Origin of the sequence: Tianweitania aestuarii (assembly GCF_018457165.1) — a bacterium.
In the GTDB taxonomy this organism is placed as follows: domain Bacteria; phylum Pseudomonadota; class Alphaproteobacteria; order Rhizobiales; family Rhizobiaceae; genus Tianweitania; species Tianweitania aestuarii.
In genome coordinates this window covers 248328-272561 of the sequence record NZ_JAFMNX010000002.1, presented here as the reverse complement: position 1 = coordinate 272561, position 24234 = coordinate 248328, and the positions used below count along the sequence as shown (strand labels likewise).

The 24234-nt window shown below is 60.2% G+C and carries 22 protein-coding genes; 15 read left to right on the top strand and 7 right to left on the bottom strand.

Going from position 1 to position 24234, the window contains the following annotated elements; translation table 11 throughout:
* Nucleotides 1-47: 47 nt before the first annotated feature.
* Nucleotides 48-581 carry an MAPEG family protein gene (locus tag JYU29_RS09490; protein WP_213984565.1) on the bottom strand — a complete coding sequence of 178 codons (534 nt, stop codon included), beginning with the start codon at nt 579-581 and terminating at the stop codon, nt 48-50.
* 347 nt (nt 582-928) lie between these two features.
* Here JYU29_RS09490 and JYU29_RS09485 point away from each other — a divergent pair, with 347 nt between their 5' ends.
* The 10 genes from JYU29_RS09485 to JYU29_RS09440 all read left to right on the top strand — a co-directional run bounded on the left by JYU29_RS09485 (nt 929) and on the right by JYU29_RS09440 (nt 13493).
* Entirely contained in the window at nt 929-1855 is a 927-nt protein-coding gene (locus JYU29_RS09485; protein ID WP_213984564.1) for a D-alanine--D-alanine ligase, read from the top strand.
* Nucleotides 1843-2769, top strand: a complete 927-nt coding sequence (locus JYU29_RS09480; RefSeq protein WP_347879874.1) for a cell division protein FtsQ/DivIB — start codon at nt 1843-1845, stop codon at nt 2767-2769. Before JYU29_RS09485 ends, JYU29_RS09480 begins: the two co-directional genes overlap by 13 nt.
* A complete protein-coding gene (gene ftsA, locus JYU29_RS09475; protein ID WP_213984563.1) occupies nt 2766-4076 on the top strand; it encodes a cell division protein FtsA in 1311 nt (436 codons plus the stop codon). The genes JYU29_RS09480 and ftsA overlap by 4 nt, the downstream gene beginning before the upstream one ends.
* A gap of 106 nt (nt 4077-4182) precedes the next feature.
* Complete coding sequence (gene ftsZ, locus JYU29_RS09470) at nt 4183-5850, top strand: cell division protein FtsZ (protein WP_213984562.1); 1668 nt, start codon at nt 4183-4185, stop codon at nt 5848-5850.
* A gap of 253 nt (nt 5851-6103) precedes the next feature.
* Nucleotides 6104-7054: a UDP-3-O-acyl-N-acetylglucosamine deacetylase gene (gene lpxC / locus JYU29_RS09465; protein WP_213985015.1), complete on the top strand. Its 951-nt coding sequence runs from the start codon at nt 6104-6106 to the stop codon at nt 7052-7054.
* A 193-nt stretch (nt 7055-7247) separates the two neighbouring features.
* Nucleotides 7248-8084, top strand: a complete 837-nt coding sequence (locus JYU29_RS09460) for an outer membrane protein assembly factor BamD (RefSeq protein WP_250157379.1) — start codon at nt 7248-7250, stop codon at nt 8082-8084.
* Between the two features lie 12 nt (nt 8085-8096).
* Nucleotides 8097-9773, top strand: coding sequence for a DNA repair protein RecN (recN, locus tag JYU29_RS09455; protein WP_213984560.1), 1677 nt, complete (start codon nt 8097-8099; stop codon nt 9771-9773).
* A gap of 69 nt (nt 9774-9842) precedes the next feature.
* The gene (gene ligA / locus JYU29_RS09450; RefSeq protein WP_213984559.1) at nt 9843-12362 is read left to right on the top strand and encodes an NAD-dependent DNA ligase LigA; all 2520 of its coding nucleotides are present in this window, start codon (nt 9843-9845) and stop codon (nt 12360-12362) included.
* Nucleotides 12363-12453: 91 nt separating this feature from the next.
* A complete protein-coding gene (locus tag JYU29_RS09445) occupies nt 12454-13200 on the top strand; it encodes an AzlC family ABC transporter permease (protein ID WP_213984558.1) in 747 nt (248 codons plus the stop codon).
* Nucleotides 13197-13493, top strand: coding sequence for an AzlD family protein (locus JYU29_RS09440; RefSeq protein WP_213984557.1), 297 nt, complete (start codon nt 13197-13199; stop codon nt 13491-13493). Before JYU29_RS09445 ends, JYU29_RS09440 begins: the two co-directional genes overlap by 4 nt.
* Here JYU29_RS09440 and JYU29_RS09435 read toward each other — a convergent pair whose 3' ends face one another.
* Nucleotides 13494-15320, bottom strand: coding sequence for an aminopeptidase P family protein (locus JYU29_RS09435; protein ID WP_213984556.1), 1827 nt, complete (start codon nt 15318-15320; stop codon nt 13494-13496).
* A 199-nt stretch (nt 15321-15519) separates the two neighbouring features.
* Here JYU29_RS09435 and JYU29_RS09430 point away from each other — a divergent pair, with 199 nt between their 5' ends.
* Nucleotides 15520-15684 (top strand): hypothetical protein, encoded by a 165-nt coding sequence (locus JYU29_RS09430; RefSeq protein WP_213984555.1) that lies wholly within the window; start codon nt 15520-15522, stop codon nt 15682-15684.
* Nucleotides 15685-15732: 48 nt separating this feature from the next.
* Here JYU29_RS09430 and JYU29_RS09425 read toward each other — a convergent pair whose 3' ends face one another.
* Nucleotides 15733-16596: a 50S ribosomal protein L11 methyltransferase gene (locus JYU29_RS09425; protein WP_213984554.1), complete on the bottom strand. Its 864-nt coding sequence runs from the start codon at nt 16594-16596 to the stop codon at nt 15733-15735.
* Nucleotides 16596-17177 carry an SCO family protein gene (locus JYU29_RS09420; RefSeq protein WP_213984553.1) on the bottom strand — a complete coding sequence of 194 codons (582 nt, stop codon included), beginning with the start codon at nt 17175-17177 and terminating at the stop codon, nt 16596-16598. The genes JYU29_RS09425 and JYU29_RS09420 overlap by 1 nt, the downstream gene beginning before the upstream one ends.
* A 301-nt stretch (nt 17178-17478) precedes the next feature.
* On the opposite strand from JYU29_RS09420, the gene JYU29_RS09415 reads away from it, so the two are divergent.
* Nucleotides 17479-17967 carry a CreA family protein gene (locus tag JYU29_RS09415; protein ID WP_213984552.1) on the top strand — a complete coding sequence of 163 codons (489 nt, stop codon included), beginning with the start codon at nt 17479-17481 and terminating at the stop codon, nt 17965-17967.
* A 39-nt stretch (nt 17968-18006) separates the two neighbouring features.
* The gene (locus tag JYU29_RS09410; protein WP_213984551.1) at nt 18007-18648 is read left to right on the top strand and encodes a DapH/DapD/GlmU-related protein; all 642 of its coding nucleotides are present in this window, start codon (nt 18007-18009) and stop codon (nt 18646-18648) included.
* A gap of 9 nt (nt 18649-18657) precedes the next feature.
* Here the strand turns inward: JYU29_RS09410 and JYU29_RS18455 are convergent, their stop codons facing one another.
* Nucleotides 18658-19743 carry a sensor histidine kinase gene (locus tag JYU29_RS18455; RefSeq protein ID WP_213984550.1) on the bottom strand — a complete coding sequence of 362 codons (1086 nt, stop codon included), beginning with the start codon at nt 19741-19743 and terminating at the stop codon, nt 18658-18660.
* 838 nt (nt 19744-20581) lie between these two features.
* On the bottom strand, nt 20582-21847 hold the full coding sequence (locus JYU29_RS09400) for a DUF2254 domain-containing protein (protein ID WP_213984549.1): 1266 nt from the start codon (nt 21845-21847) through the stop codon (nt 20582-20584).
* A 194-nt stretch (nt 21848-22041) separates the two neighbouring features.
* Here JYU29_RS09400 and JYU29_RS09395 point away from each other — a divergent pair, with 194 nt between their 5' ends.
* Both JYU29_RS09395 and JYU29_RS09390 read left to right on the top strand, forming a co-directional pair.
* A complete protein-coding gene (locus JYU29_RS09395) occupies nt 22042-22524 on the top strand; it encodes a DUF421 domain-containing protein (RefSeq protein ID WP_213984548.1) in 483 nt (160 codons plus the stop codon).
* Between the two features lie 85 nt (nt 22525-22609).
* Nucleotides 22610-22840, top strand: coding sequence for a hypothetical protein (locus tag JYU29_RS09390; protein WP_213984547.1), 231 nt, complete (start codon nt 22610-22612; stop codon nt 22838-22840).
* A gap of 18 nt (nt 22841-22858) precedes the next feature.
* Here JYU29_RS09390 and JYU29_RS09385 read toward each other — a convergent pair whose 3' ends face one another.
* A complete protein-coding gene (locus tag JYU29_RS09385) occupies nt 22859-23938 on the bottom strand; it encodes an FUSC family protein (protein ID WP_213984546.1) in 1080 nt (359 codons plus the stop codon).
* Between the last annotated feature and the right edge of the window lie 296 nt (nt 23939-24234).

Here is a 24234-nt window from a genome sequence, read left to right as displayed (position 1 = left end):
GGCGAGTTGGCCCTGAGTCTTGCGACGACAGTTTCAGGTCCAGCGCTTCAAAGTACCGAAATGATCGCCAAGGCGACTGCCAGGAAGAGCATGCCGAGGTTTGGGTAGAAGGTCAGCGCAAAACCAAAGGCGCGTGCTCGCGCTCCACGCTTGTAGCCAATCCAGAACAGCAGCCTGCCCAAGCAGAAAAGCGCTGCAAGCGTTGGGAAGATATAGTCATAATCTCCCACCAGACACGCTAGGGCGAGATGAACAGGAACGGCGAGGGTCACCTGTTCAAGCGTGTTCTGAAGGAAGGCTGAAGCGACACGGATTTGCTGGCTTTGTTCGGTAAACGCGCTGCCGGCGATGTCCTGCACCGAGAAGAAGCGCAAGCGCGCGACAGTTCCGATCGCTAGGGCCAGCCAGAGCACGACGAAGAGATCGCAAGTTAGAACAAGCTTCAGGCGATCTGGAAGTGGGGTGATGGTATCAGGGCTCAGAATGACTGCAGCAGCCAGGGCAACTCCTGTCACCAAGGCGGCTACCGCCATTCCCAACGCCACCCCGCGTTGCTCCTGTTCGAAGCTGGTTCCATCCATCGAAGCGTCCTTCCTGAGCTCTCACATCCATGCAGTCGTTGAAAGAGTGCCTGTTGTGCCGGCATATCCGCCTGAATTGGTGGCAGAAAACGTGAAGGCGCAAGCTGATTTCCAACCGCGATGCTCTGAGTCCATTCTGCCATAGCCACCTTCGTTTTTCAGACTTCCTGACATTCTGGCTTGTCACCGAATCCAAGCTCTGATTCCTAGGTGCCAAGCGTTTCCTGTTTTGAGTCGTGCAACCCGTACGGCGGGTTTCCAGCTGGTAGAGCTTTCTGCCCGCAAGGCTCAAGCCATGTTCGAGCGCTAAAGGTGAGATCGGAATAACTGCAGGGGCGCAGGGGCAAATGGCAAAGAAGCATGTGGCGGTGCTGATGGGTGGGATCTCTGCGGAGAGACCCGTCAGCCTTTCCAGCGGGAAGGCCTGTGCGGATGCGCTCGAGGCTGAAGGCTATCCGGTCACTCGCGTCGACGTTGGTCACAATATTGGCGCGGTTCTTGCTGAGTTGCGGCCCGATGTCGCCTTTAATGCGCTGCATGGACCTTACGGTGAAGACGGTAAGATCCAGGGCGTCCTTGAATATCTGCAGATCCCCTACACCCATTCCGGCGTGCTCGCTTCATCGTTGGCCATGAATAAGAAGCTCGCCAAGCGCATTGCTGCGGCGGCTGGTATTCCTGTGGCCGAGTCGCGGGTGATGGATCGTCATGCGATCGGCAGCAAACATCCGCTGAAGCCGCCCTACGTCGTGAAGCCGGTGTCAGAGGGCTCGAGCTTCGGTGTCGTAATCGTCAAGGAAGATCAGGCGCATCCGCCACAGCGTCTCAGCGCATCCGATTGGCCGTATGGCGATATCGTGATGGTGGAGCGCTACGTTCACGGTCGCGAGTTCACCTGCGCTGTGATGGGCGACGTTGCGCTCGGCGTTTGTGAGATCCAGCCGACCGGTCACGGCTTCTATGATTATGATGCGAAGTACGCGCCGGGCGGCTCGAAACATGAGATCCCGGCAAAACTTTCACCGAATATTTACCAAACTATACAGAAACTGTCTCTCAAGGCGCATCAAGCCATGGGGTGTCGGGGCGTATCCCGATCCGACTTCCGCTACGACGACCGGTTCTCCGAAAACGGGGAGGTTATCTGGCTGGAGGTTAATACCCAACCTGGAATGACGCCGACATCGCTGGTGCCTGAAATCGCCCTCGAGGCGGGACATTCGTTCGGCGAACTCTTGAGTTGGATGGTGGAGGACGCGTCGTGTTCGCGTTGAAGTCGGCTTCCGGTGATCGTTCAAAGGGTTTTTCGCCCCGCGACGGCATGTCCGAGACCATGGTGGTGCCACGCTTCCTGCGTCGGCCGATGCGGATGCTGGGGCGTCTCGAAGATATCGAGGCGCGCATCCCGCGTTTTGCTGCGGCCGGCATGACGCTGACCCTGCTCGGTGCGTCCGCAATCTATGGCGCGTATCTTGGCGGCCATATGCCGGCGGTCATGCAGGCAGTGACCGCGCGTACCGGCTTCGCTGTCTCCGATATTCGTATCACCGGCGACGAACAAACGTCGGAACTCGACGTTCTCGATCAGCTGCAGCTCAATGGCTGGACGGCACTCGTTGGTTTCTCGGCCGATGCAGCGCGTGAGCGTTTGCTGTCGCTTCCATGGGTGGAAAGCGCGACCGTGCGCAAGATCTATCCTGATGCGATCGAGGTTGCTCTGGTTGAGCGCAAGCCGTTTGCGATCTGGCAGCATGACGACGAGTTGACGGTGATCGAAAGCGATGGCCGGCCGATCGCTCCATTTGATGGTCGCAATGCACGCGATCTGCCGCTGGTTATTGGCGCGGGTGCGCCGGAGCGGGCTGCAGGTTTCGTGGCCGAGATGAGCGCATATCCTGCGCTCGCTTCCCAGGTGAAGGCTTATGTCCGCGTCGCCGACAGGCGCTGGGACGTGCATCTCGCCAATGGCGTGCAGATCAAGTTGCCGGAAGGCGATGTGGATGGCGCCATCAAGGAACTGCTGGCGCTGGACCAAAGCCAGGGCTTGCTGTCGCGCGACATCGCTGCCGTGGATCTGCGCTTCGCGGAGCGTTTCATTGTTCAACTGACGCCCGGTGCCGTTGAGCGCCGCACGGCCCAACTTGAAGCCGAAAAGAAGGCCGCGAAGAAAGCGGGTCGACAGATATGAGCTGGCTCGGCGGAAATTCAGACAACAGCGCCAAGCGCTCCGGTATCGTTTCCGTGCTGGACATCGGCTCGCACAAGATTTGCTGCATCATCGCAAAGCTCAAGCCGCGCGAAGAAAGCCAGTTACTGCGCGGTCGCACGCATCGCGTTCAGGTTATCGGCATTGGTCACCAGAAATCGCGCGGCGTGAAGTCTGGCGTGATCGTAGATCTCGATCGCGCCGAGCAGGCGATCCGCCTTGCGGTGGATGCAGCCGAGCGCATGGCTGGGCTGACAATTGACTCACTGATCGTCAACGTTTCGGCTGGCCGGCTCAAGAGCGATGCTGCGACAGCGACCGTCAATCTCGGTGGACATGAGACCGATGAAGCGGATGTGCGTCGCGTTCTGGAAGCCGGTGCCCGTCAGGCACTGCGTCACGAGCGCCAGGTGCTCCACACGCTGCCGGTCGGCTTTCTGCTCGATACCGAGCGAGGTATTCAGGATCCGCGCGGTATGGTGGGCGACGTTCTCGGCGTCGACATGCATGTGCTGACTGCCGATACGGCACCGCTTCGCAATCTCGAACTTTGCATCAACCGCGCGCATCTATCGGTCGAGCGCATGGTCGCCACACCTTATGCGAGCGGTCTGTCTGCCCTGGTCGATGACGAAGGCGAGATGGGCGCGGCTTGCATCGACATCGGTGCCGGTACGACAAGCATGTCGGTCTTTTTCTCCGGCAAGATGGTTTACGCATCCTCGATCCCGATTGGGGGCGCGCATGTGACGATGGATCTTGCGCGAGGCCTTTCGACCGCGATGGATGATGCCGAGCGCATGAAGGTCATGCATGGCACGGTGATGCCGGCTGCAGGCGATGATCGTGATCTCGTGACGGTGCAGCCGATAGGCAGCGAAGCCGACGATGGCGGCATGCAGGTTCCGCGCGCTGCGATGAACCGGATCATTCGTGCCCGTGTCGAAGAAACGCTGGAGATCGTGCGCGACCGACTGAACCAGTCGGGCAGCGGTCATCTTGCAGGCAAGCGGGTGGTTCTGACCGGCGGCGGCGCACAGCTGCAGGGCCTGGCGGAAGCTGCGCGTCGCATTCTCGGGCGCAATGTTCGTGTCGGCCGGCCTCTCGGAGTGGCAGGACTGCCCGAAGCAGCAAAAGGACCGGCCTTCGCAGCGGCGGTCGGCCTGATGATCTACCCGCAGGTGGCAGAGTTCGAAGTAGGCCAGGTGGCGGGCGGTGTTTCTCACAGGCTGACCGGCACAGGCGGACGGTTTGGTCGCGTGGGTCAGTGGTTGCGACAGAGTTTCTAGAGTTCAGCGCGGGCTTCGGCCCTGTTTCTTGAGTTTAGCGAGGGCGCAAGCCCTCAAGGCAGCCGCGGCGGCGAAGCGGCAGGAAAAGACGAGAAGGACGACAAATATGACCATCAACCTTTCACGGCCGGATATCACCGAGCTGAAGCCGCGCATCACGGTGTTCGGCGTGGGTGGTGGCGGCGGCAACGCCGTCAACAACATGATCACGGCCGGTCTGCGCGGCGTCGACTTCGTTGTCGCCAACACCGACGCGCAGGCGTTGACGATGTCCAAGGCCGAGCGTCTGATCCAGCTCGGCGCCAATGTGACCGAAGGTCTTGGCGCGGGTTCGCAGCCTGAAGTTGGTCGCGCCGCCGCTGAAGAGTGCATCGACGAGATCGTTGATCACCTGTCGAACACCCACATGTGCTTCGTCACCGCCGGTATGGGTGGCGGCACGGGCACGGGTGCAGCACCGGTTGTCGCTCGCGCTGCTCGCGAAAAGGGCATTCTTACGGTTGGCGTCGTCACCAAGCCGTTCCACTTCGAAGGCGGCCGCCGCATGAAGACGGCCGACACCGGTATCGAAGAGTTGCAGAAGTGCGTCGATACCCTGATCGTCATCCCGAACCAGAACCTGTTCCGGATCGCTAACGACAAGACCACCTTTGCCGACGCCTTCTCCATGGCCGATCAGGTGCTGTATTCCGGCGTTGCCTGCATCACCGACCTGATGGTCAAGGAAGGCCTTATCAACCTCGACTTCGCCGACGTGCGTTCGGTGATGCGCGAGATGGGCAAGGCCATGATGGGCACGGGCGAAGCTTCGGGCGAGGGCCGTGCAATGGCTGCTGCCGAAGCCGCAATTGCCAACCCGCTGCTCGACGAAAGCTCGATGAAGGGCGCACGCGGTCTCCTGATTTCGATCACCGGTGGCCGTGACCTGACCCTGTTCGAAGTCGATGAAGCAGCAACGCGTATTCGCGAAGAAGTCGATCAGGATGCAAACATCATCCTCGGTGCGACCTTCGACGAAGAGCTGGAAGGCGTCATCCGCGTGTCTGTGGTTGCTACCGGCATCGACAAGGCTGCCAGCGATTTCGTAACGCCGCCGATCACCGTTCGCCAGCCGATGAAGCCGCAGGCTCAGCAGAAGCCGCAGGCCGCAGCACCGGCTCCGCAGCCGCAGCCAGCCCAGCAGCAGGCGCCTGAGCAGCAGCCAGCTCGCGCTGCCGTTGATCCGGTCAACGAAGCGTTGCGCATGGCCGACATGCATCAGGAAACTCAGCGCCAGCAGGAGGCCGCCCATCCGGCGGACGACTTTCGACCGGTAAGCAAGCTGTTCCCGGCAGCTCAGCCAGAGATGCGTCCGGCCGCACCGCAGCCGATGCAGCAGGCTCCGCTTGCTCAGGCGCCTCAGCCGCAGCCGGCACAGACTGCCGTCCGCATGCCGCGCGTTGAAGACTTCCCGCCGGTTGTTCGCGCCGAGATGGATCATGCGTCCCGTGCTGGTGAAGGCGAAGATCGCGGCCCGATGGGCCTCTTGAAGCGCTTGACCACCGGTTTGTCGCGTCGCGAAGAAGAGCCGGCCCGCCTTCAGCCAGCTCAGCCGCGCGAGCCCCGTTTGCGCGAAGCGCAGCCGCAGCCGCGTTCGGCCGGTCAGGACGCTGGTCTCTACGCACCGCGCCGTGGCCAGCTCGACGATCACGGTCGCCAGGCTCCACAGCCGCGCGCTGTGCAGGAAGAGGATCAGCTGGAAATCCCGGCCTTCCTCCGCCGCCAGTCGAACTAAGCCAGCTTCACCGCTGATGAGACTTGTAACGGGCGGGCGCAATGCGCTCGCCCGTTTTTGCAAACAGCATTTATTTACAAGAGCTTAACGTTTTACCGAGGCGACTTACCTCGTAACAAGGGGTAAGAATTGGTGATTTTGTTGAAGCGGCTTCGGGCTCTATCTTGCAGCCAAATCAAAGCCGCAAATGGCGCGATTCCGCTAAGGCTGTTTTGCCTGTGGCCTGCTGGACGAACGCATGACTGGACGAGATATGGGTGCCCAAACGCTGGATTATCAGACAACGCTGAAGTCGCGTGTGTCCTTGTCGGGCGTCGGCGTGCACGGTGGCAAGCCTGTCTCGATGCATTTCAATCCTGCGGATCCCGATACGGGAATCACTTTCGTCGTGTCGAGATCAGGCGAGCAAACCGGCGAAATTAGGGCGTTGTTCTCCGAGGTCGGCTCCACCGATCTTTGCACAGTGTTGGGTGATCCGGCTGGTTTGCATGTCGCGACGGTCGAGCATGTGATGGCTGCGCTTTATGCGATGGGCATCGACAATGTAACGATCGAGATGGACGGCAATGAAGCGCCGATCCTTGATGGGAGTGCCGCGCCTTTCGTGGATGCCTTTGAGCAGGCTGGTCTTGAGAAGCAAACGGTTTCGCGTCGCTATATCCGCGTTTTAAAGCCGGTTCGCGTCGCCAATGGTGCTTCCTGGGCCGAGTTCTGGCCGTTTGCCGGCACCAAGTTCGAGGTTGAGATCGATTTTGCCGATAAGGCAATCGGCCGTCAGGCGTTTTCCGCGCCGCTGGAAGCCGACTTCTTCCGCACGGAAATTTCGCGTGCCCGTACTTTCGGCTTCATGAAGGATGTCGAGCGTTTGTGGGCCGCTGGTTATGCGCTGGGCTCCTCGCTGGAGAACTCGGTTGTGATTGGCGAGGATGGCCGCATCATCAATCTCGAAGGTTTGCGTTATTCCAACGAGTTCGTGCGTCACAAGATGCTTGATGCAATGGGCGATCTGGCTTTGGCCGGTGCACGCTTCCTTGGCTCGTTCCACTCGTTCCGCGGTGGCCACAAGCTGAATGCCGCTGCCTTACGTGCGCTTCTTTCGGATCGTTCAGCCTTCGAAATCGTGGAAACCACGCGTCGCGAGCGTGGCCGGTCGATCGAGATGGTTGCCGTGAACGCGCCTGTCTTCGCGCCTTGGAATATTTGATTTCGGGTCGAGCAGATTAGCTCGCCTATCTGTGTGCAGGCTACATGAACATGGCTTGCTGCCACAAAATTGCGCCAATGCGTGAACATAGCGTTGCTCCTCATGGGCTATGTGGTCTATGGCGGGGCGACGAAATCCGCATGCAGCCAAGTGCGGAGAGGGGTGTTTGATGGCCGTTTCGACCTTTCGAACGATGACAGCGCGTAAGATCGCGCTTCTGAGCGGACTGGCAGTTCTGCCGTTGAGCCTGGGCGCTTGCGCGTCCAACGACGACATTGATCTGGCCACCTATGTCGAACAAACCGAACCAGCCGATCAGCTTTACAATCAAGGCCTTGCGAACCTCAACGCTGGCCGCCTCAACGAGGCGAGCAAGAAGTTCGAGGCCGTGGACCGGCAGCATCCTTATTCGGAATATGCTCGCAAATCGATGGTGATGGGCGCTTTCACCAACTACCGACAGGGTCGGTATGAGGAAGCGATCAATCAGGGTAAGCGCTATGTTCAGCTTTACCCGTCCTCGGAAGATGCTGCGTATGCGCAGTACATCGTTGGTCTGGCTTACTTCCGCCAGATCAAGGACGTGACGCAGGACCAGAAGGAATCGCGTCGCGCCATTGAAGCGATGGAAGAAGTCACGCAGCGCTGGCCCGACTCGGAATATGTCGAGGACGCGCAAGCCAAGATCCGCTTTGCCCGCGACCAGCTTGCCGGCAAGGAAATGCAAGTCGGCCGTTATTATCTTGAGCGCCGGGAATACATCGCTGCTGCAAAGCGCTTCCGCTACGTGGTCGAAGTGTATGGCAATACGCGCCATGTCGAGGAAGCCCTTGCACGTTTGACCGAAACCTATCTTGCGATGGGTTTGGCGACGGAAGCACAGTCGGCTGCTGCAGCTTTGGGTCAGAACTACCCAGACAGCCAGTGGTACAAGGATTCCTATGCGTTGCTGCAGTCCGGCGGGCTTGAGCCGCGCGCCAATCCCGGCTCTTGGCTCTCCAAGATCGGCTCTGCGATTACCGGCACGTAATCCTCACGCCTGATGCTCACGCATCTTTCGATCCGCGACATCGTCCTGATTGAACGTTTGGAAATCGACCTTTCGGCCGGTCTCTCCGTGCTGACCGGCGAAACGGGTGCGGGCAAGTCGATCTTGCTCGACTCGCTTTCATTGGCTTTAGGCGCGCGCGGCGACGGTGCTCTCGTTCGCCACGGCGCGACACAAGGCCAGGTATCAGCCAGCTTCGACGTGCCGCTCAACCATGCCGCACGCTCATTCCTGCGCGACAACTCGATCGATGATGAAGGGGGAGACCTCATCCTGCGCCGGGTTCAAACGGCGGATGGCCGAACGCGCGGCTTCATCAACGATCAGCCTGTCAGTGCCGGCTTGATGCGCCAGTTCGGCCGTTTGCTGGTGGAAATTCACGGACAGCATGACGAACGCGCGCTAGTGGAACCGGCGGCGCACCGTACGATCCTCGATTCGTTCGGCGGAAATGGTGGTGAGGCGACTGCCGTTGGACAGGCGTGGCGTGCCTGGAAGACGGCCGAGCAGGCTCTGGCTAGCCATCGCGCCAAGGTGGAAGCGGCAGAGCGGGAAGGGGATTACCTCCGCAATGCCGTAAAAGAGCTGAGCGAACTCGATCCGCAATCCGGCGAAGAAGAAGAGCTTGCCACCACGCGTACCGCAATGATGGCTGCGGAAAAGATCGCTTCGGAGATTTCGGACGCGCAGGAGGTGTTGTCCGGTTCAAGTTCGCCCGTGCCGCAGCTTTCCAGCCTGTTACGCCGCTTGCAGCGCAAGGCGCCGGAAGTGCCGGGCTTGCTGGATGAGATCATTACGTCATTGGACGAGGCCTTATTGTCGCTCGATGGAGCGCAATCCTCCGTTGAAGCCGCGCTGCGGGCTAGCGAGTATGATCCGCGTGTTCTGGAGCAGACTGAAGAGCGGTTGTTCGCGCTGCGTGCTGCCGGGCGAAAATACAATGTGTCCGTTGATGACCTCGTCAAGCTGCGCGACGGCATGGTGGCCGATCTGGCCGATCTCGATGCGGGTGCCGAGCGTCTCACATCGCTGGAAGAAGACGCCCGAGCGGCGCAGCAGGTGTATGATGCGCGGGCAGCCAAGCTCAGCACTTTGCGTGAGGCGGCCGCAGCTGGTCTGGTGAAAGCTGTAATGGCGGAGCTACCGGCGCTGAAGCTGGAGCGCGCAGAGTTCATCGTCGAGATGTCGACTGATCCGAGCTTGCGTGGCGAGGACGGCAACGACCTCATAGAGTTCTGGGTGCGCACAAATCCCGGTACCCGTGCTGGACCTATCATGAAGGTGGCCTCCGGCGGTGAGTTGTCGCGTTTCTTGTTGGCACTCAAGGTGGCCTTGGCCGATCGCGGTTCGGCGCCAACGCTGGTGTTCGACGAGATCGACACGGGCGTGGGCGGTGCGGTGGCCGATGCGATCGGGCAGCGGCTCGCGCGCTTGTCGCAAACTGTGCAGGTGCTGTCCGTCACCCATGCCCCGCAGGTCGCCGCGCGAGCAGGCGTACACTATCTCATCACCAAGTCCGGCGCGTCGGATCGCGTGTCGACTGGTATCGCTTCGATTGACCGGAAGGCGCGCAAGGAAGAGATCGCGCGCATGCTGTCCGGCGCGACCGTTACCGAAGAAGCGCGTGCGGCGGCCGAACGTCTTCTTGCCGGGACTTCCCCAGCCTCCTGACAGCGCCATCTTGAGCGAAACGCGTAGGCGATGCAAAAGTCTGCGCTTCCAAGCGTAAGGCGTTCGTTCATGGCTCATTCCGACACACCCCTTTCCGAGTTCAGCGAAGCAGAGGCCGCCGAGGCTCTCGCCGCGCTTGCCGAGGAGATCGCGGGCCATGATCGCCGCTATCACGCGGAAGATGCGCCGACGATTTCGGATGCAGAGTATGATGCACTACGCCGCCATAACCTGGCGATCGAACGCGCTTTTCCGCAGCTTGTTCGTGACGATTCGCCGTCGCGGCGTGTTGGTGCTGCTCCCTCTGGCCGCTTCGCCAAAGTGCCGCACGCGGTGCCGATGCTCTCTCTCGACAACGCTTTCCATGACGAGGACGTCGAGGATTTTGCCCGGCGTGTTCGGCGTTTTCTTGGCTTGAACGAAAACGCAAAGCTCGCGATCACTGCCGAGCCGAAGATCGACGGGCTTTCGCTTTCATTGCGCTATGAACGCGGCGAGCTGGTTCGTGCGGCTACCCGCGGTGACGGCGCTATCGGCGAAGATGTTACAGCGAATGCCTTGGTCATCGAAGACATTCCACTCCGTTTGCATGGCTGGAAGCCTAACGTCTTCGAGGTGCGTGGCGAGGTTTACATGAGCCATGCCGATTTTGCCGCGCTGAACGAACGACTAGCGGCCGGAGCCGAGCCGGTGCCGGAAGCCACAGATGAGCCAGGTAGTGAAGAAGCGCAGAGCGCACAGCCAACTGCTGCTGTACGACAGTTTGCCAATCCACGTAATGCAGCTGCGGGTTCGCTGCGGCAGAAGAACCCGGAAATCACCCGGTCGCGACCGCTGCGCTTCTTTGCCTATGCTTGGGGTGAGGCCAGCGAGCTGCCGGGTAAGTCACAGTTGGAGGTCGTTGAAGCGCTTGGCCGCGTCGGCTTCGTCACCAACCTGCAACCGCAGCAGGGACGCGATGCGCCGCTCATGCAGCGGTTCGAGACCGTAGAGGGGCTGCTTAAGCACTACCACCTGATCGAGGAACAGCGCGCCAGCCTCGGCTATGACATCGATGGTGTGGTTTATAAAGTCGACGATCTTGAGCAGCAGCGTGAGCTTGGCTTTGTGTCGCGCAGTCCGCGCTGGGCAATCGCGCACAAGTTCCCGGCTGAGCGCGCAACGACAACTGTGCAGGCGATCGACATCAATGTGGGGCGCACCGGCAAGCTGGCGCCGCTGGCGCGTTTGCAGCCAGTAACGGTTGGGGGCGTCGTGGTCTCGAATGTCACGCTTCATAATGAAGATTACATCGAAGGACGCGATTCCGACGGTAATCCGATCCGTGAAGGACGCGACATCCGCCTTGGCGACACGGTGGTGATTCAGCGCGCCGGCGACGTGATCCCGCAGGTGGTGGATGTCTTGCTGGAGAAGCGGCCAGTCGATGCGGTTCCGTACCAGTTTCCCAAGCATTGTCCGGTGTGCGGCTCCAAGGCGGTGCGCGAGATCAATCCGCGCACCGGACGGCTGGACTCTGTGCGGCGTTGTACGGCAGGCTTGACCTGTCCGGCGCAGGGGCGGGAAGGGCTGAAGCATTTCGTGTCGCGCCATGCCTTCGACATCGTCGGCTTTGGTGAGACTTACATCGAGGCGCTGTTCGATGCCGGGCTGGTGCATGAGCCGGCCGATATCTTCAAGCTTGAATTCGAACCGCTGAAAGCAGCGTTGGAGCAGCGACGCCAGGCACTCACGGACGCGCGGCGCGGGGTTGATGCGGACACCAAGAAGGCGGCCAAGAAGCCTGAGACGTCGAAGACGATCGACAATCTTCTGGCCGCGATCAATGACCGCCGCAGCATTGCGCTTGATCGCTTCATCTTCGCACTAGGCATTCCCGAGATCGGTGAGACAACAGCGAAGGCTTTGGCGCGACATTTCGATGATGTGCCCGGCATGATCGCCGGCATCGATGCTGCACGCGACGGTCAGGCAAGCGAAGCTTGGGCGGAGCTCAATGCGCTGGAAGGCATCGGGGCAAAAACCTTCGAGCGCTTGATGGAGGTGGATGAAGACAAGCTCACCAATCCACTATGGCTGCCCACAAAGGACGGCGAACTTGGCCTTTCGGCAAAGCAGCGCGTAGCGTTGCGCGAGCGCTTCGACGACGAGGCTGGCATTCGTTTGGGGCTTGCGGCGGCTAAGGTGGGGCAACCCGGTGAAGCCTATTTGGCTCTGTCACGTGACAGCGACATCGGCACTGTTGCGACCCTGTCGTTGATCCACTTCTTCGAGGAGGAGCATAACCGTCGCGCAGTGCAGGCGCTGCTCGATGCAGGCGTCTCCACCGTGAACAAGCGTGTGAAGGTGCCGGCCTCCTCGCCTGTCGCGGGCAAGACGATCGTTTTTACCGGTTCGCTGGAGCGGATGTCGCGTGATGAAGCGAAGGCCATGGCTGAGGAACTCGGTGCCAAAGCGGCTGGTTCGGTTTCCAAGAAGACCGATCTAGTGGTGGCAGGGCCGGGCGCTGGCTCAAAGCTTACAACGGCAAACGAACTCGGCATCGAAGTCATTACCGAGGATCAGTGGTTCGAACGCATCGGCCGCTGAAGGCTGGATCAATGGATTTGGTGTGACGCAGCTGGGTGTTTGACCTAAGCGCAGGGCTGTGAACCCTTGTCTGACCACGCGATGCCGAACCATGCCATTAGCCAACCCGTCTAGAGAGCACCTCAGCGACTTCTGGAGAGGTCTACGGGTAGGCTTGCCGATCTTCGTGGCCTCGGCGCCGTTTGCGGTTCTGTTTGGTGCCATGGCCGTGGAGAATGGGCTGAGTGTCGTTGAAGCGGTGCTGATGAGCGCTGTTATCTTCGGCGGCGCAAGCCAGATGGTTGGCATCGAGCTGTTCGGCCAACATATTGCACCATGGCTGATCATCTTGTCGATCTTTGCCGTCAACTTCCGTCACGTGCTGTATTCGGCAGCGTTGGGAAGAAACGTGCCGCATTGGTCCCCGCTGATCAAAGCCGTCGCCTTCTTTTTTCTCGTTGATCCGGTGTTTGCGGAATCTGAGCGTCGGGTCGAGAACGGGAAGCCTGTCGACCTCGCTTGGTACGCCGGTATCGCGTTGCCCATGTTTGGATCCTGGGTCTTCATGACCTGGCTCGGAGCAGCTTTTGGCGGGCAGGTCATGCTCGAAGCACGTGGCATCGGGCTCGACTTCCTGCTTCCGATCTACTTTCTGGGGCTCGTAATGGGCTTTCGCGGTCGGCCACGTTGGCTGCCTGTGGTAGCTGTCAGCGCAATCGCTTCGATGGTGGCTTATCGCACGATTGGCTCGCCCTGGCATGTCAGCGTCGGTGCCATGGCGGGTATTCTGCTGGCGGCTGCGCTGCCGCCACGCGTCATACCCGTCGAACAGGCTGCAATGGAAGCCACGCCGTCATGAGCATGAATCTCTGGATCATCCTGCTCGGCGGTCTAGCGACCTACCTGACTCGCATCGGCGGGCATATCGTGCTGTCGCAGTTCAACACCATTCATCCGCGTGTTCAGGCGGGGTTGGAAGCCGTTCCTGCTGCCGTTTTGACGACGCTGGTTGCCCCGGCCGCCATGAATGGCGGACCGGCTGAGTGGGCGGCATTGCTGGCTGCCGCCATCGTTGGATTGCGTGGACCAATGTTCGCAGCCTTCGTCGCCGGTGCCGCAGTGCTTGTCGCCATGCGGCACTGGCTCAGCTGATCAGCCCTCCAGAGGCTGCGTTTTCTCGATCAGCCAAGTGGCTGCGTCGCCCGACACGAGCGAGCCAAGCTCGCGCTGAACCCAAGCATGGTAGGTGTCGAGCCAATCGCGCTCTTCAGGCGACAGTAGGTTCACATCGATCAACTGGCGCTCGAAGGGGCAAAGCGTCAGTGTCTCGAAGCTGTGCATCGGGATATCGCCGCCATCCACATCAGCGGCATGTTCCACGACGATGAGGTTTTCCAGCCGGATGCCGTAGGAGCCGGGTTTGTAATAGCCGGGCTCGTTGGACAGGATCATGCCTGGCAGGAGCTTTTCCGTGCCAGTCTTCGCGATGCGTTGTGGGCCTTCATGCACGGCAAGATAGGAGCCGACGCCGTGGCCGGTGCCATGGGCAAAATCAAGGCCTGCCTTCCAGTGGTTCACACGCGCGACCGCATCAATGTCGCAACCGCGCGTGCCGGCGGGAAAGCGCAGCAGCGAAATGTTGATCAGGCCTTTCAGAACGATCGTGTAATGCCGCTTCATGTCATCATTCGGCGTGCCGATGATCGTGGTGCGGGTGATATCGGTCGTGCCGTCCTGGTACTGCGCGCCGGAATCCACGAGATAAAGCTCGTTTTGTGCGAGTACGCGGTTGGTCTTGCGCGTCACGCGATAATGCATGAGCGCACCATTCGGGCCTGAGCCAGAGATGGTGTCGAAGGAGATGTCGCGCAGGGGCATCTGAGCCTCATCGCCAGCCGTGCGGCGGAAGGCTTCCAGCTTCTCGACGGTGGTGATCTCGTCTACCGTTCCACCCTGCTGCTGGCTTACCCAGTGCAGGAAGTTCACCATGGCTGCACCATCGCGACGGTGCGCTGCACGACTGCCTTCGAGTTCAGCTGCGTTCTTGGTGGCGCGGGGAAGGCGAGCGGGATCAGAGAGTGGCACAACACGTCCGCCATTGTCTTCCACGATCAAACGCAGCTTCTCGGCGGCAAGGACAAAGTCGAGGCCGACGATGGCATCTTTCGCTACCCTGCCGAGTGCTGCTTCGAGATCTGCTGGCGCATGAAGATCGCAGAGTTGAGTCAGGTAAGCGCGCGTTTCGATGTCAAGCTTGCGCTCGTCGATAAAGAGCTGCGGCAAGCCTTGCGCCGGCAGAATGGCGAAGCTCAGAGCGAGCGGCGTATGAAGAACATCACTGCCGCGGATATTGAAAGCCCAGGCAACAGAAGACGGGTCCGTCAAAACAGTCGCGTCTATGTTCGTGTCGTGCATACGCGCCGCCAATCTCGGCAGCTTGTCCTTGGCCAGCTCACCGGCATAGGCTTCGGGCTGGATTGCAATGCGGCCAAGTGGCGGCTCCGGTTGATCGTCCCAGATCAGGTCCACGAGATTGTCGACGGCGATCAAGGATGCGCCACGCTGTTCAACGGCCTGCCGCAGCGCACGAACTTCCGCCACCGTATGCAGCCATGGTTCGAAAGCCAGCCGCGTTCCGCGTTCCAGGTTCTGTTCGATCCAAACGGGCGGCGGAGCGTCTACCAAGCTCTCATAGGTGAAGGTTTGTGGATCGGCCTGGTTTCGAACCTGCAGCGTATAACGGCCATCCACGAAGATCACGGCGCTGTTCTTGAGGATCAATGCGATGCCGGCTGAACCCGTGAACCCTGTCAGCCATTGAAGGCGTTCGGCGCGGGGCGGGACATACTCGCCCTGATGCTCGTCAGCACGTGGCACGAGAAAGCCGTCAACACCCCTTTCCTGCATCAGGCGACGCAGCTTGGCGACGCGCTCGCGGCCTTGGGACGGATCGGTCAGCGATTCAAAAGATTGGAACATGGTACGCTCTTCTGGTGGTGCAGCAGGTGTCTTAGCATAGCAGGCGGCGAGGCATAACAAGGGCTAAGGTGGTGCAGAGTTAAGCAGCTGAAATTTGTGCATTGCAAAACGGCATTGCTGCCATGCACAATTCTGCATAGCAAATTAGGTCAGGGTCGCTTACCTTTCTCCTCAGAACACAAGCACATGGGGAATTGAGATGACTGCACAGACCGCTAAGCGTGGCTTCTTCCGCAACGCCCTCAACGCTTTGATCGAGGCTCGCTACCGCGAAGCTCAGCGCATGGTTGACGCTTTTGATGCCCGAAACGGCCATACGCGCGCTGACGCGTTGGCCCGCCGGTCGATCTCGGCCGGCTACTAAGCTCTTCGAAGTTCATGCAGGAAGCGGCCGAAAGGCCGCTTTTTTGTTTCAGCGCTTGAGATGCAGCGTGACCCAGCCTTCAAGCGGCAGGGTCCGAACATGGCGAAAGCCTTGTGCGACGTAGGCGGCAATTACAGCGTTGCGCTGACGCTGAAGAATGCCGGACAAGATTACGGATCCACCGGGCACAAGGTGGTTGCGCATCTCGGGTGCCAGGCGCATCAACGGTTTTGCTAGGATATTCGCGACGATCAGGTCGAAAGGCGCCGCAGCTGCGATAGCGTTGTTTGCAAAGCCGACAGCCGTTTTGCCACGAACCAGATCGCCGACGTGATTTAGGCGCGCGTTTTCCACCGCAACACGGACAGCAACCGGATCGATATCCGTTGCCAACACAGGTCGCCGCGTAAGCTTCGCCATGGCGATGGCGAGCACGGCACTTCCGGTTCCCAGATCCAGCATCCAGCGAGGATTTTCTCGTCTGATGATCTCGCCGATGACCGTCAAGCAGCCGGCGGTTGTTCCGTGATGCCCTGTGCCGAAGGCTAAGCCTGCTTCGATTTCGATGCCGATGTCATTGGCTTGCAGACGATCGCGATCGTGATGGCCATGAACGAGAAAGCGACCGGCGCGCACCGGCTTCAAACCTTGCAGTGAGGCCGTCACCCAGTCGATTTCAGGCAGGTCTTCGCGGTTGATCTCGGTATCCGGTGCGGCTGACCGGATGCGCTCTTCTGCCGTTTCGTCTTCGGCGTCGGCATAGATGGAAATCTCATGTCGATCGGCGGCTTCATCCAGTTCGACGAGGGCAATTGGATAGCCATCTTCCTCGAACAGGGTTTCCAGCGTGCGGTGAAGATCGCGAACGGCTTTGCCTTCGCCGACAACAAACAGTCTGACCTGATCGACCATCAGACGCCTGCCAGCCGCTTCAGCTTGGCAATTGCCGTTTCCGGATTTTCCTCATAGGCAATGGTGCCGAAGAAGTCGCCTGCGGGGTTCAACAACAGCACGGAGGCCGTATGGTCCATCGTGTAGTCGTCGCCTTCCAGCGGCACCCTGCGGGAATAGATGCCGAACGACTTTGCCATCGCGGCGACTTTGTCCGGTTCGCCGGTGAGGCCGATGATGCGGTCGGAAACGTTGCCGACATAGGACTTCATGATCGCAGGCGTATCGCGCTCCGGGTCCACCGACACGAAGTAAGCGCGAATGTCCTTGCCTTCGTCGCCCAGCGTCTTCAGCCATCCGTCCATCTCGAACAGAGTGGTGGGGCAAACTTCCGGGCAATGGGTGAAGCCGAAGAAGACAGCCGAAGGATGACCGCGGAATGCGGCTTCGGTGACCTGGTTGCCGTCTTGATCCACCAATGAGAAGGGATCGCCAAAAGCGCGTGCTTCAGAGGTTGTCGAGCCTTGGTAGATCACGAAGGACCCCACGCCAACAACCACGGCCGCCAGCACGGCAGCGGCAATGAGCATGATACGCATCATCGACGAACTCCTTCATCACCGATCAGAAACACCAGGACATCCCGGATTGGATGAGCGCCATGAAGATGTCAGGGCCCTTGGTCATCCAAAGCGCAAAGCTCAATCCCGTTGCGATAGCGGCAGCCAGCAGACCCGCCAAAAGGCGGAGCGGTGCGGCGGCAATGGGCGGGATCGGGCGCATGCCGTTTAGATACTCATTCGCTCGTTCTGCGGAAAGGGCGCATCTTGACGCTGGACAGCTTGCACTCGTGTCAGGATGCACCATGTTCAAGCCAGTATCACGCCGAACAAAGGAAACTTGATGTCGCTTCGTGCAACTGCCGCGGCCGCTTTGATTGCAATCGTTGGAATGGCGCCTGTTGCTCACGCTGAAGAGGTCGGCAAGGTGGGTGTGGATTGGCTCGGCAACGACATCGTCGTCGATGCGATCTCCGACCCGAAAGTTTCCGGTGTGACCTGCCACGTCTCCTATTTCGAGCGTGGATTGTTCGACAGGCTGAAGAAGGGCAACTGGTTCGAGGATCCCTCGGACTCCTCCATTTCCTGCCGGCAGACTGGACCGATCTCGATCGGTGACATCAGCCTGTCGAAGAGCGGGGAAGAGGTGTTCGACCAGCGGATCAGCCTGATCTGGAAGCAGCGGTTGGTGAAGCGGATCTATGACCGGCAGAACGACACGCTGATCTACCTTTCCCATTCGCGTCAGGTGCAGGATGGGTCTGCCAAGATGGCGATCTCGACTGTTCCGCTTTACGGACAGGCCGTGACCTGGACGAACGGCAAACCCTGATCCTTGCGTTAACGCCATCCGGCTTTGTAAAGCATTCGGATGGCCGATCCTGAAGATCTTCGCTTTATCCCGGACGAACCACGCTTTCACCAGAGCGCGGAGTTGAAGGGCTGTAAGCTTGGGCGGCATGTGGTGATTGCGGAACGGGTGATCCTCAGGGATGTGACCGTTGGCGATTACAGCTATTTCGAACGCCATGCGGAAGGGGCGCATGCGACGATCGGGAAGTTCTGTTCGATCGCTTCGAACACGCGCATCAATGCTTTGGCGCATCCGATCGAGCGGATTACGAGCCACAAGGTGAGCTACAGGCCGAACGAGTTCTTTCGCTTTCTGGGTGTCGACCAGGCTGTGCGGGAGGAGCGGGCGCAGGCGCGGGTGACGATCGGACACGATGTGTGGATCGGGCATGGGGCTGTGATCTTGCCGGGTGTCACGGTCGGCAACGGGTCGGTGATCGGTGCGAATGCCGTCGTGAGCCGGGATGTGGCTGCGTTCACGATCGTGGCGGGCGTGCCGGCAAAGGCGTTGCGGCCGCGTTTCGAGCCGGCGATTGTAGAACGGATCGAGCGGCTCGGCTGGTGGGACTGGCCGAAGGAACGGCTGTTCGAGGCCATTCCCGATATGCAGACTTTGGCGATCGAAGACTTTCTCGCCAAATGGGAAGCGCTCAGCCCTTGAGTGCAGATCTCAAGCTTCCGAGAAGAGGTGGAAGTGCGTGCGCTCGGGCAGCGGCATGTGAATGATGACCTGCAAGCCGGCCGGATGATAGTTCAGCTCGACATCGGCGGCGGCCTGCTGGCGCAACACCCGTTCGAGGAACTGCGTGCCGAAGCCGCGGCGACGGGGAACGGGGAGGGGTGGGCCACCTTGTTCCTGCCATTCGATGCGCAGCATCATGCGCTCGGGCGCGGCTTCCACTTTCCATGATGCCGAAACGCTGCCGCCGGGTTGCGACAAGGCACCATAGCGCAGCGCGTTGATTGTCAACTCGTGGATGGCCATGCCGAGCGGTACGGCAAGATGAGACGGCACTTTGATGTCCGGCCCATCTATCTTCGCTTCACCCTTGAAGTCAGGGCCTGCTTCCGGCTCGAGCTGGGAAGTGAACAAGGCGCGCAGGGGCGCTTCCTGCCATTTGTCTTCGGTCAGGACTTCATGAACATGAGCGAGCGCGGAAATGCGGCCGAGCAGAGTGTGGCGGAATTCCTCGACCGTCAGGGAAGAGCGCGCCGTTGAGCTCATCAGCGCCTGAACGGTGGCGAGCGTATTCTTGACGCGGTGATGAAGCTCGCGAACCAGAAGGCGCTGGCGCTCCTGTCCGACGGCAAGATCAAGATCGGTGCGTGCCATGGTCTCGACCTGGCGTCGCGCATGATACTGGCGCTGCCGGCCGGCGAGCATGGTCTTGACGTTGCCGACAAAGCTCAGCGGAAGGGATGGGTGCTCCACGAATGTGACGTTGCCGAGCTTCGCGTAGCGCTCGAGACGATCATGATCGTCGGCGCTGTCGGCGCGTTCGATCAGCATCAGGAACGGGAAGTCCGACCAGGGCGGCTGACCTTCGAGCATGCGCAGAAGCCCGCTGAGGTCCATGCCGGACAGACTTGCTTCCGAAATCATTGCACCGCCTGCCATGGATGCGAGTGCAACCAATTCGGCAACATCTTCGCACCGGTAGTGCCTTACGCCGTTTCGGTCGAGCAAATACTCAGACTGCGTCAGGTCCATGTCCGGAGGGGCGAGAACAAGGAGCGTATCCTCGGTAATCGTCACTGCCAATCCCTGTATAATTTTGTTGTTGTTTTAGAAACGGGAAACTGAACTGCCGCACTCCGGTTCCGGAAACGACACGAAAGAATCAGGACGATGCGGAAAGCGTGCTGCCCATTGGCGTTCGGGCGATGCGCTTCTTGCTTTGAGCCTGTGGCTGCCGCCTTCATTGTTGGATCGATTTCCCGTAACTCTCCTGCGGTTAGGCACGGCTTCGCGCCTTCCCGACCGTGAAGGTTCGGGAAGCGGACGCAAGTTTCCGCGCCTTCGATTGATTAGATGTACGGCGCGGCCAACTCGCGTCCGTCGGTGCTTTCACCCCGATGCCGGTGGGCGGGCTCGGTGCAGACTAGTCGCCACCTCACCGAGTGCTCCCGCACTGACCAGCACAGGGTCCGGGTTTGGGGAGGGACTGACTACCCTCCAAGCCGAACTACCGTAGTTCAACCAACCCGGACACCGCCGCCCTCCTCTGATCCCCGGTGCGCACCAGAGTTCCCGACAAGGGCGATGAGGGGAGAATAGGCGGAAGGTTTGGGGGCGTGGACAGATTTTCGCTGAAAGCGCAGAGTTGGTAGACTTTAAAGCCAATCTTCTCCCGCAGGGCGGATTGAGGAGGGAAGTTCAGCTTTGCAGCTTCGTCATCCTCGGGCTCGTCCCGAGTATCCATGCTCGTTCTAGAACAGGCCACGCGCTTCGGCCGCTTCGTTTCGCTGGCGATGCGGAAGCGTTTAGGCATGGATCCTCGGATCAAGTCCGAGGATGATGAAGGGGACGGCGCCGACGTGGACGCCGACTCTCGCTCGGGTGCAGGTTCACGGCCCGTCAAAGGCGTGGTGCGTTACAGCTCGGCGATCTTGGAAGCCACGGCGCGGAGACGATGCTTGTCGTCGTCGATCACCAGAGCCTGCTCAGCCCGCTCCATGGCAAGGCGGGAGTGTTTCTTGGCATTGAGCAGATAACGGCTTTCGCCTTCCAGCGTGGCCAAGTCGCGGAGGGCCTTTTGCAGGCGCAGACCCACTTCGACGACAGGTGCGCCATCGCGCGCGATGGGCGTGAACAGGTCGTCGAACAGGTCGTCAATGGCAATGCCGGGGACGTAGAGGTTCGGAAAGCGGACTTCCTCCGCGCCCTTCTCGGTCTGATGTGCCCAGATTGACAGAACACGCACGGCTCGCCCGATCACATCGATTGCAGTCCCTGGATCGTTGATGCCGGGCGAAAGCGCTCGGGAAGCGATCTCGCTCAAGACTGAAGCGCCGAAGCGTGGATCCTGATCAAAGGAGCGGGTGTCGCCGACGGTAAAGTAGCCGCGGATTGAGGATTCTTGATTGTCGTCATCCACTGAATCGGCCCAGGCGATGGGCTCCATGGGTGTGGTGAACTGGCCGGGGATCACGGCTACATAGATGCGTCCCTTGCCGTTCTCGGCGATGTCCTGAAGACCGCCGGCATCGACATGCTGGACGTAGCCGATCGAGGATCCATAAATCGGACGAGCCGAAGCGGGAACGTCCTTTTCAAGATCGACGAGTTCGTTTCCGCCGAGAAACGGTGCGCTCTTGCGCACACGCATCGCTTCCGCCGTGGCGCTTTCCACGCGCTCCGTGGTTTCGGTGACGCGCCCGAGCCGCGAAAGGTGATCGATCCAGCGCAGAAGCGTCAGAACGATGAGAACGACCACGAAGATGGTGACCGCAAAAAGAACAACGCGGCCGCTTTCGCCGTAAGCGCCCGTCGACAGAACGATGATGCCGACAAGGCTGAACAGAAAGGAGCCGACGAAGGTCGACAACATGTTCTGCGTCGTCGTGTCTTCGATCACGAGGCGTGTCGCGCGCGGCGTGACATTGTTGGTTGCAGCCGAATAGGCCGACACCATCGTGCTCAACGAAAAGGTCGTGACCGCGAGCATGCTGGAGGCGAGGATGGTCAGGATGTTATCGACCGCATCGGCACCGATCTTGGTAGGCAGATCCTGCGGAATATAGGGCGAGATGATGATGGCCAGAAGCGCTGTACCGATCGCGGCGAGCGAGAACAGCGATGCCCGAAACCACATGCGCCGCGTCAGCTGTGACAGGATCCAGTACCAACGTGACATCATGAGAAAGGCGTATCCGGTGAAAGGCGGTGGTGGTTCTCTGAACCCGCGAAACGGGGAAGATAGGGGACGAGGCCGCGCTATCCAGCGATACGCCCCTGCTTAAAGCGCTGATGGCCCTCCACGCTCCCCGCATGTTTGTGCTGACGGAACCGGCTTGCGCCCTATTTCCAACGTAAGGCTTGGGAGTGTGACGCATGAAATGGCAGCAAATGTTGTTCCAGGATTGGGAGGGTGTGGTCCGCACGCTGCTGGTGGGTGTTCTCGCCTATATCGCGCTGGTGATCTTCCTGCGCGTGTCCGGCAAACGAACGCTCGCCAAGCTGAACGCATTTGATCTCGTCGTCACCGTTGCGCTTGGTTCAACGCTGTCGGCCATCCTGTTGCAGGAATCGATTGCGCTGGCGGAAGGCGCGACTGCGCTGCTGCTGTTGATTGGCATGCAATATGGCGTCACCTTTCTTTCAGTGCGCTCCAAGGGTTTTGCCAAGCTCGTACGGTCCGAGCCCCAGCTGCTTGTGCGCAACGGCGAGGTGCTGGAGCGCGTGATGCGCAAGGAGCGTGTGACGCAGGACGAGACGCTGAGCGCCATTCGTTCAAGCGGCGGCCGCAGCATCGAGGATGTCGAGGCCGTGATCCTGGAAAGCGATGGGTCGCTGAGCGTCATCTTGCGAGGCTGAACAATTCGCGGGGCTAGCCGTTTAGACAATGAGGGACCGTCAAAGAACGGACGGTTCTCAGTCACAGCGCAGAATGGAGTGCATCATGAGCGATAAGAACAACACGCCCCGGGCCACGCCGAGCAATACCAATCTGAGCGAAACCGATCTCGCCTCCGACAAGATGGGCAACAACCAGCTGCAGGGGAACGATCAGGAAACGGTACACAATCAGCGGCAGGCCGTTCCCGATGCGAAGAAGGAAACGGAGGGTGTCGTCGAAAGCTTCGAGAACATGGATCCGAAGACCCGCGCAGAGCGTGAGAACAACCGCTGAGGCGGATAAAGAGGCGGCCTAGGCCGCCTCTTTCTTTTGATCGGCGCGAGTGGCTTCCGCCAGGCTTTTAATATTCTCCGCGACCTGCTCCCAGGCGAAAGACAGCGTAAACAGGCGCTCGACTTCCCGCAGATCGCGATCGAGCGTCATGCGCTGGCTTCGCAACTCGACCACGGCATCGTGCAGTGCAGCCAGAGGGCCGTTGAGACCCTCGGCCTGAGGTACGTCGTTGCCAGCTGCGTAAGCGTGGCCGAAATCATGCAGATAATGACAGCAGGATTTCATCGCCTCATCGCTGGCCGTATCCAGATGCGCCATCAGATCCTGCGCCAATGGCATGCTCGAGGAGCGGTCGGCGAGGGCAAGCGTGTACCAGAGGCGGTCGACTTCGCGGTAAACGCGCCAGTTGCGGGCGGGCCAGCCTTGGGTGCCGGGGCGCTTGCGGCTTTGGGTCATCATGTCCTGCGCCTTGCGCAATTCGGCTGCGATCGTGTCATGGATGGCGATGAGGTCGGCTTTTTCGCCGGAACGCGCGCGGCCCATTGAGGCGTTCAGAAGATTGCCGCAAAGGCAGACGGCCTGTCCGAGATGGTAGCGGGCGCGCTGATGGGCGCGCACCGGCATGATGACGGCGCCCACGATCGCGCCGCAGCAGGAGCCGAGCGCGATGGCGGCGGCGCGCCAGAAGGCACCTTCCACCATCTCGAAATCGGGCGCGACCACCAGCATGGCAACGGCCACAAGGCCGTAATTGTAGCGCGGCCAGTAGCCGCTCACCAAGGCCATGATGCCGACCGAGATGGCGAGGGAAAGAAGCGTGTGCCATTCGCCGAAGCCGATGATGGCTAGGCAGATGAGGCCGACGATCATGCCGATCACCGCGCCGACGACTCGATCAATCGCCACGTTGATCGTGCCGCCGACGCTCAACTGCAAAACGAAGATGGCGGAAAACACCGACCATGACGGGTCGGGCAGGCGAAGAATGAGCGCCAGCAGATAAGCGGCGGCAACCGCAATGATCGTTTGAACCGCAAGCCGCATCGGCTCGCGATTGGCAAACAGCGGGGTGAGCTGCTCGCGCAGGCGCTTCAACATCGGACGTCTCATGATTTCAGCCGGCGGTCAGATCAACCGGCGCGGCATAACTATGAGATGCGGTGAAGGTTCCTCGGCCTTCTTGCGACAGGCGATCCGCATGATCAGGTCGGCGTGACGAAGCCGTTCAGCGCGCATTTCGCTTTGGTCCATCGCCGTTTTCCCATGCGCCAATGCCTTCCCGCGCGCCTGAGCTTGGGAAGCGGACGCGAAATCCCGCGCCTTTGATAATTTAGATACGGCGCGGGCGTTTCGCGTCCGTCGGTGCTCTAGCCCTGATGCCGGTGGGCGGGCTC

Excerpts from the sequence above, each read along its gene's own strand:
- lpxC (WP_213985015.1), top strand. The coding sequence starts at position 6,104 with ATGGGTGCCCAAACGCTGGATTATCAGACAACGCTGAAGTCGCGTGTG.
- JYU29_RS09385 (WP_213984546.1), bottom strand. The coding sequence starts at position 23,938 with ATGTTGAAGCGCCTGCGCGAGCAGCTCACCCCGCTGTTTGCCAATCGC.
- JYU29_RS09445 (WP_213984558.1), top strand. The coding sequence starts at position 12,454 with ATGCCATTAGCCAACCCGTCTAGAGAGCACCTCAGCGACTTCTGGAGA.
- ftsA (WP_213984563.1), top strand. The coding sequence starts at position 2,766 with ATGAGCTGGCTCGGCGGAAATTCAGACAACAGCGCCAAGCGCTCCGGT.
- ftsZ (WP_213984562.1), top strand. The coding sequence starts at position 4,183 with ATGACCATCAACCTTTCACGGCCGGATATCACCGAGCTGAAGCCGCGC.
- JYU29_RS09460 (WP_250157379.1), top strand. The coding sequence starts at position 7,248 with ATGACAGCGCGTAAGATCGCGCTTCTGAGCGGACTGGCAGTTCTGCCG.
- JYU29_RS09390 (WP_213984547.1), top strand. The coding sequence starts at position 22,610 with ATGAGCGATAAGAACAACACGCCCCGGGCCACGCCGAGCAATACCAAT.
- JYU29_RS09410 (WP_213984551.1), top strand. The coding sequence starts at position 18,007 with ATGGCCGATCCTGAAGATCTTCGCTTTATCCCGGACGAACCACGCTTT.
- JYU29_RS09490 (WP_213984565.1), bottom strand. The coding sequence starts at position 581 with ATGGATGGAACCAGCTTCGAACAGGAGCAACGCGGGGTGGCGTTGGGA.
- JYU29_RS09395 (WP_213984548.1), top strand. The coding sequence starts at position 22,042 with ATGAAATGGCAGCAAATGTTGTTCCAGGATTGGGAGGGTGTGGTCCGC.
- JYU29_RS09485 (WP_213984564.1), top strand. The coding sequence starts at position 929 with ATGGCAAAGAAGCATGTGGCGGTGCTGATGGGTGGGATCTCTGCGGAG.
- recN (WP_213984560.1), top strand. The coding sequence starts at position 8,097 with ATGCTCACGCATCTTTCGATCCGCGACATCGTCCTGATTGAACGTTTG.
- JYU29_RS09415 (WP_213984552.1), top strand. The coding sequence starts at position 17,479 with ATGTCGCTTCGTGCAACTGCCGCGGCCGCTTTGATTGCAATCGTTGGA.
- JYU29_RS09420 (WP_213984553.1), bottom strand. The coding sequence starts at position 17,177 with ATGATGCGTATCATGCTCATTGCCGCTGCCGTGCTGGCGGCCGTGGTT.
- ligA (WP_213984559.1), top strand. The coding sequence starts at position 9,843 with ATGGCTCATTCCGACACACCCCTTTCCGAGTTCAGCGAAGCAGAGGCC.
- JYU29_RS09440 (WP_213984557.1), top strand. The coding sequence starts at position 13,197 with ATGAGCATGAATCTCTGGATCATCCTGCTCGGCGGTCTAGCGACCTAC.
- JYU29_RS09425 (WP_213984554.1), bottom strand. The coding sequence starts at position 16,596 with ATGGTCGATCAGGTCAGACTGTTTGTTGTCGGCGAAGGCAAAGCCGTT.
- JYU29_RS09435 (WP_213984556.1), bottom strand. The coding sequence starts at position 15,320 with ATGTTCCAATCTTTTGAATCGCTGACCGATCCGTCCCAAGGCCGCGAG.
- JYU29_RS09430 (WP_213984555.1), top strand. The coding sequence starts at position 15,520 with ATGACTGCACAGACCGCTAAGCGTGGCTTCTTCCGCAACGCCCTCAAC.
- JYU29_RS09400 (WP_213984549.1), bottom strand. The coding sequence starts at position 21,847 with ATGATGTCACGTTGGTACTGGATCCTGTCACAGCTGACGCGGCGCATG.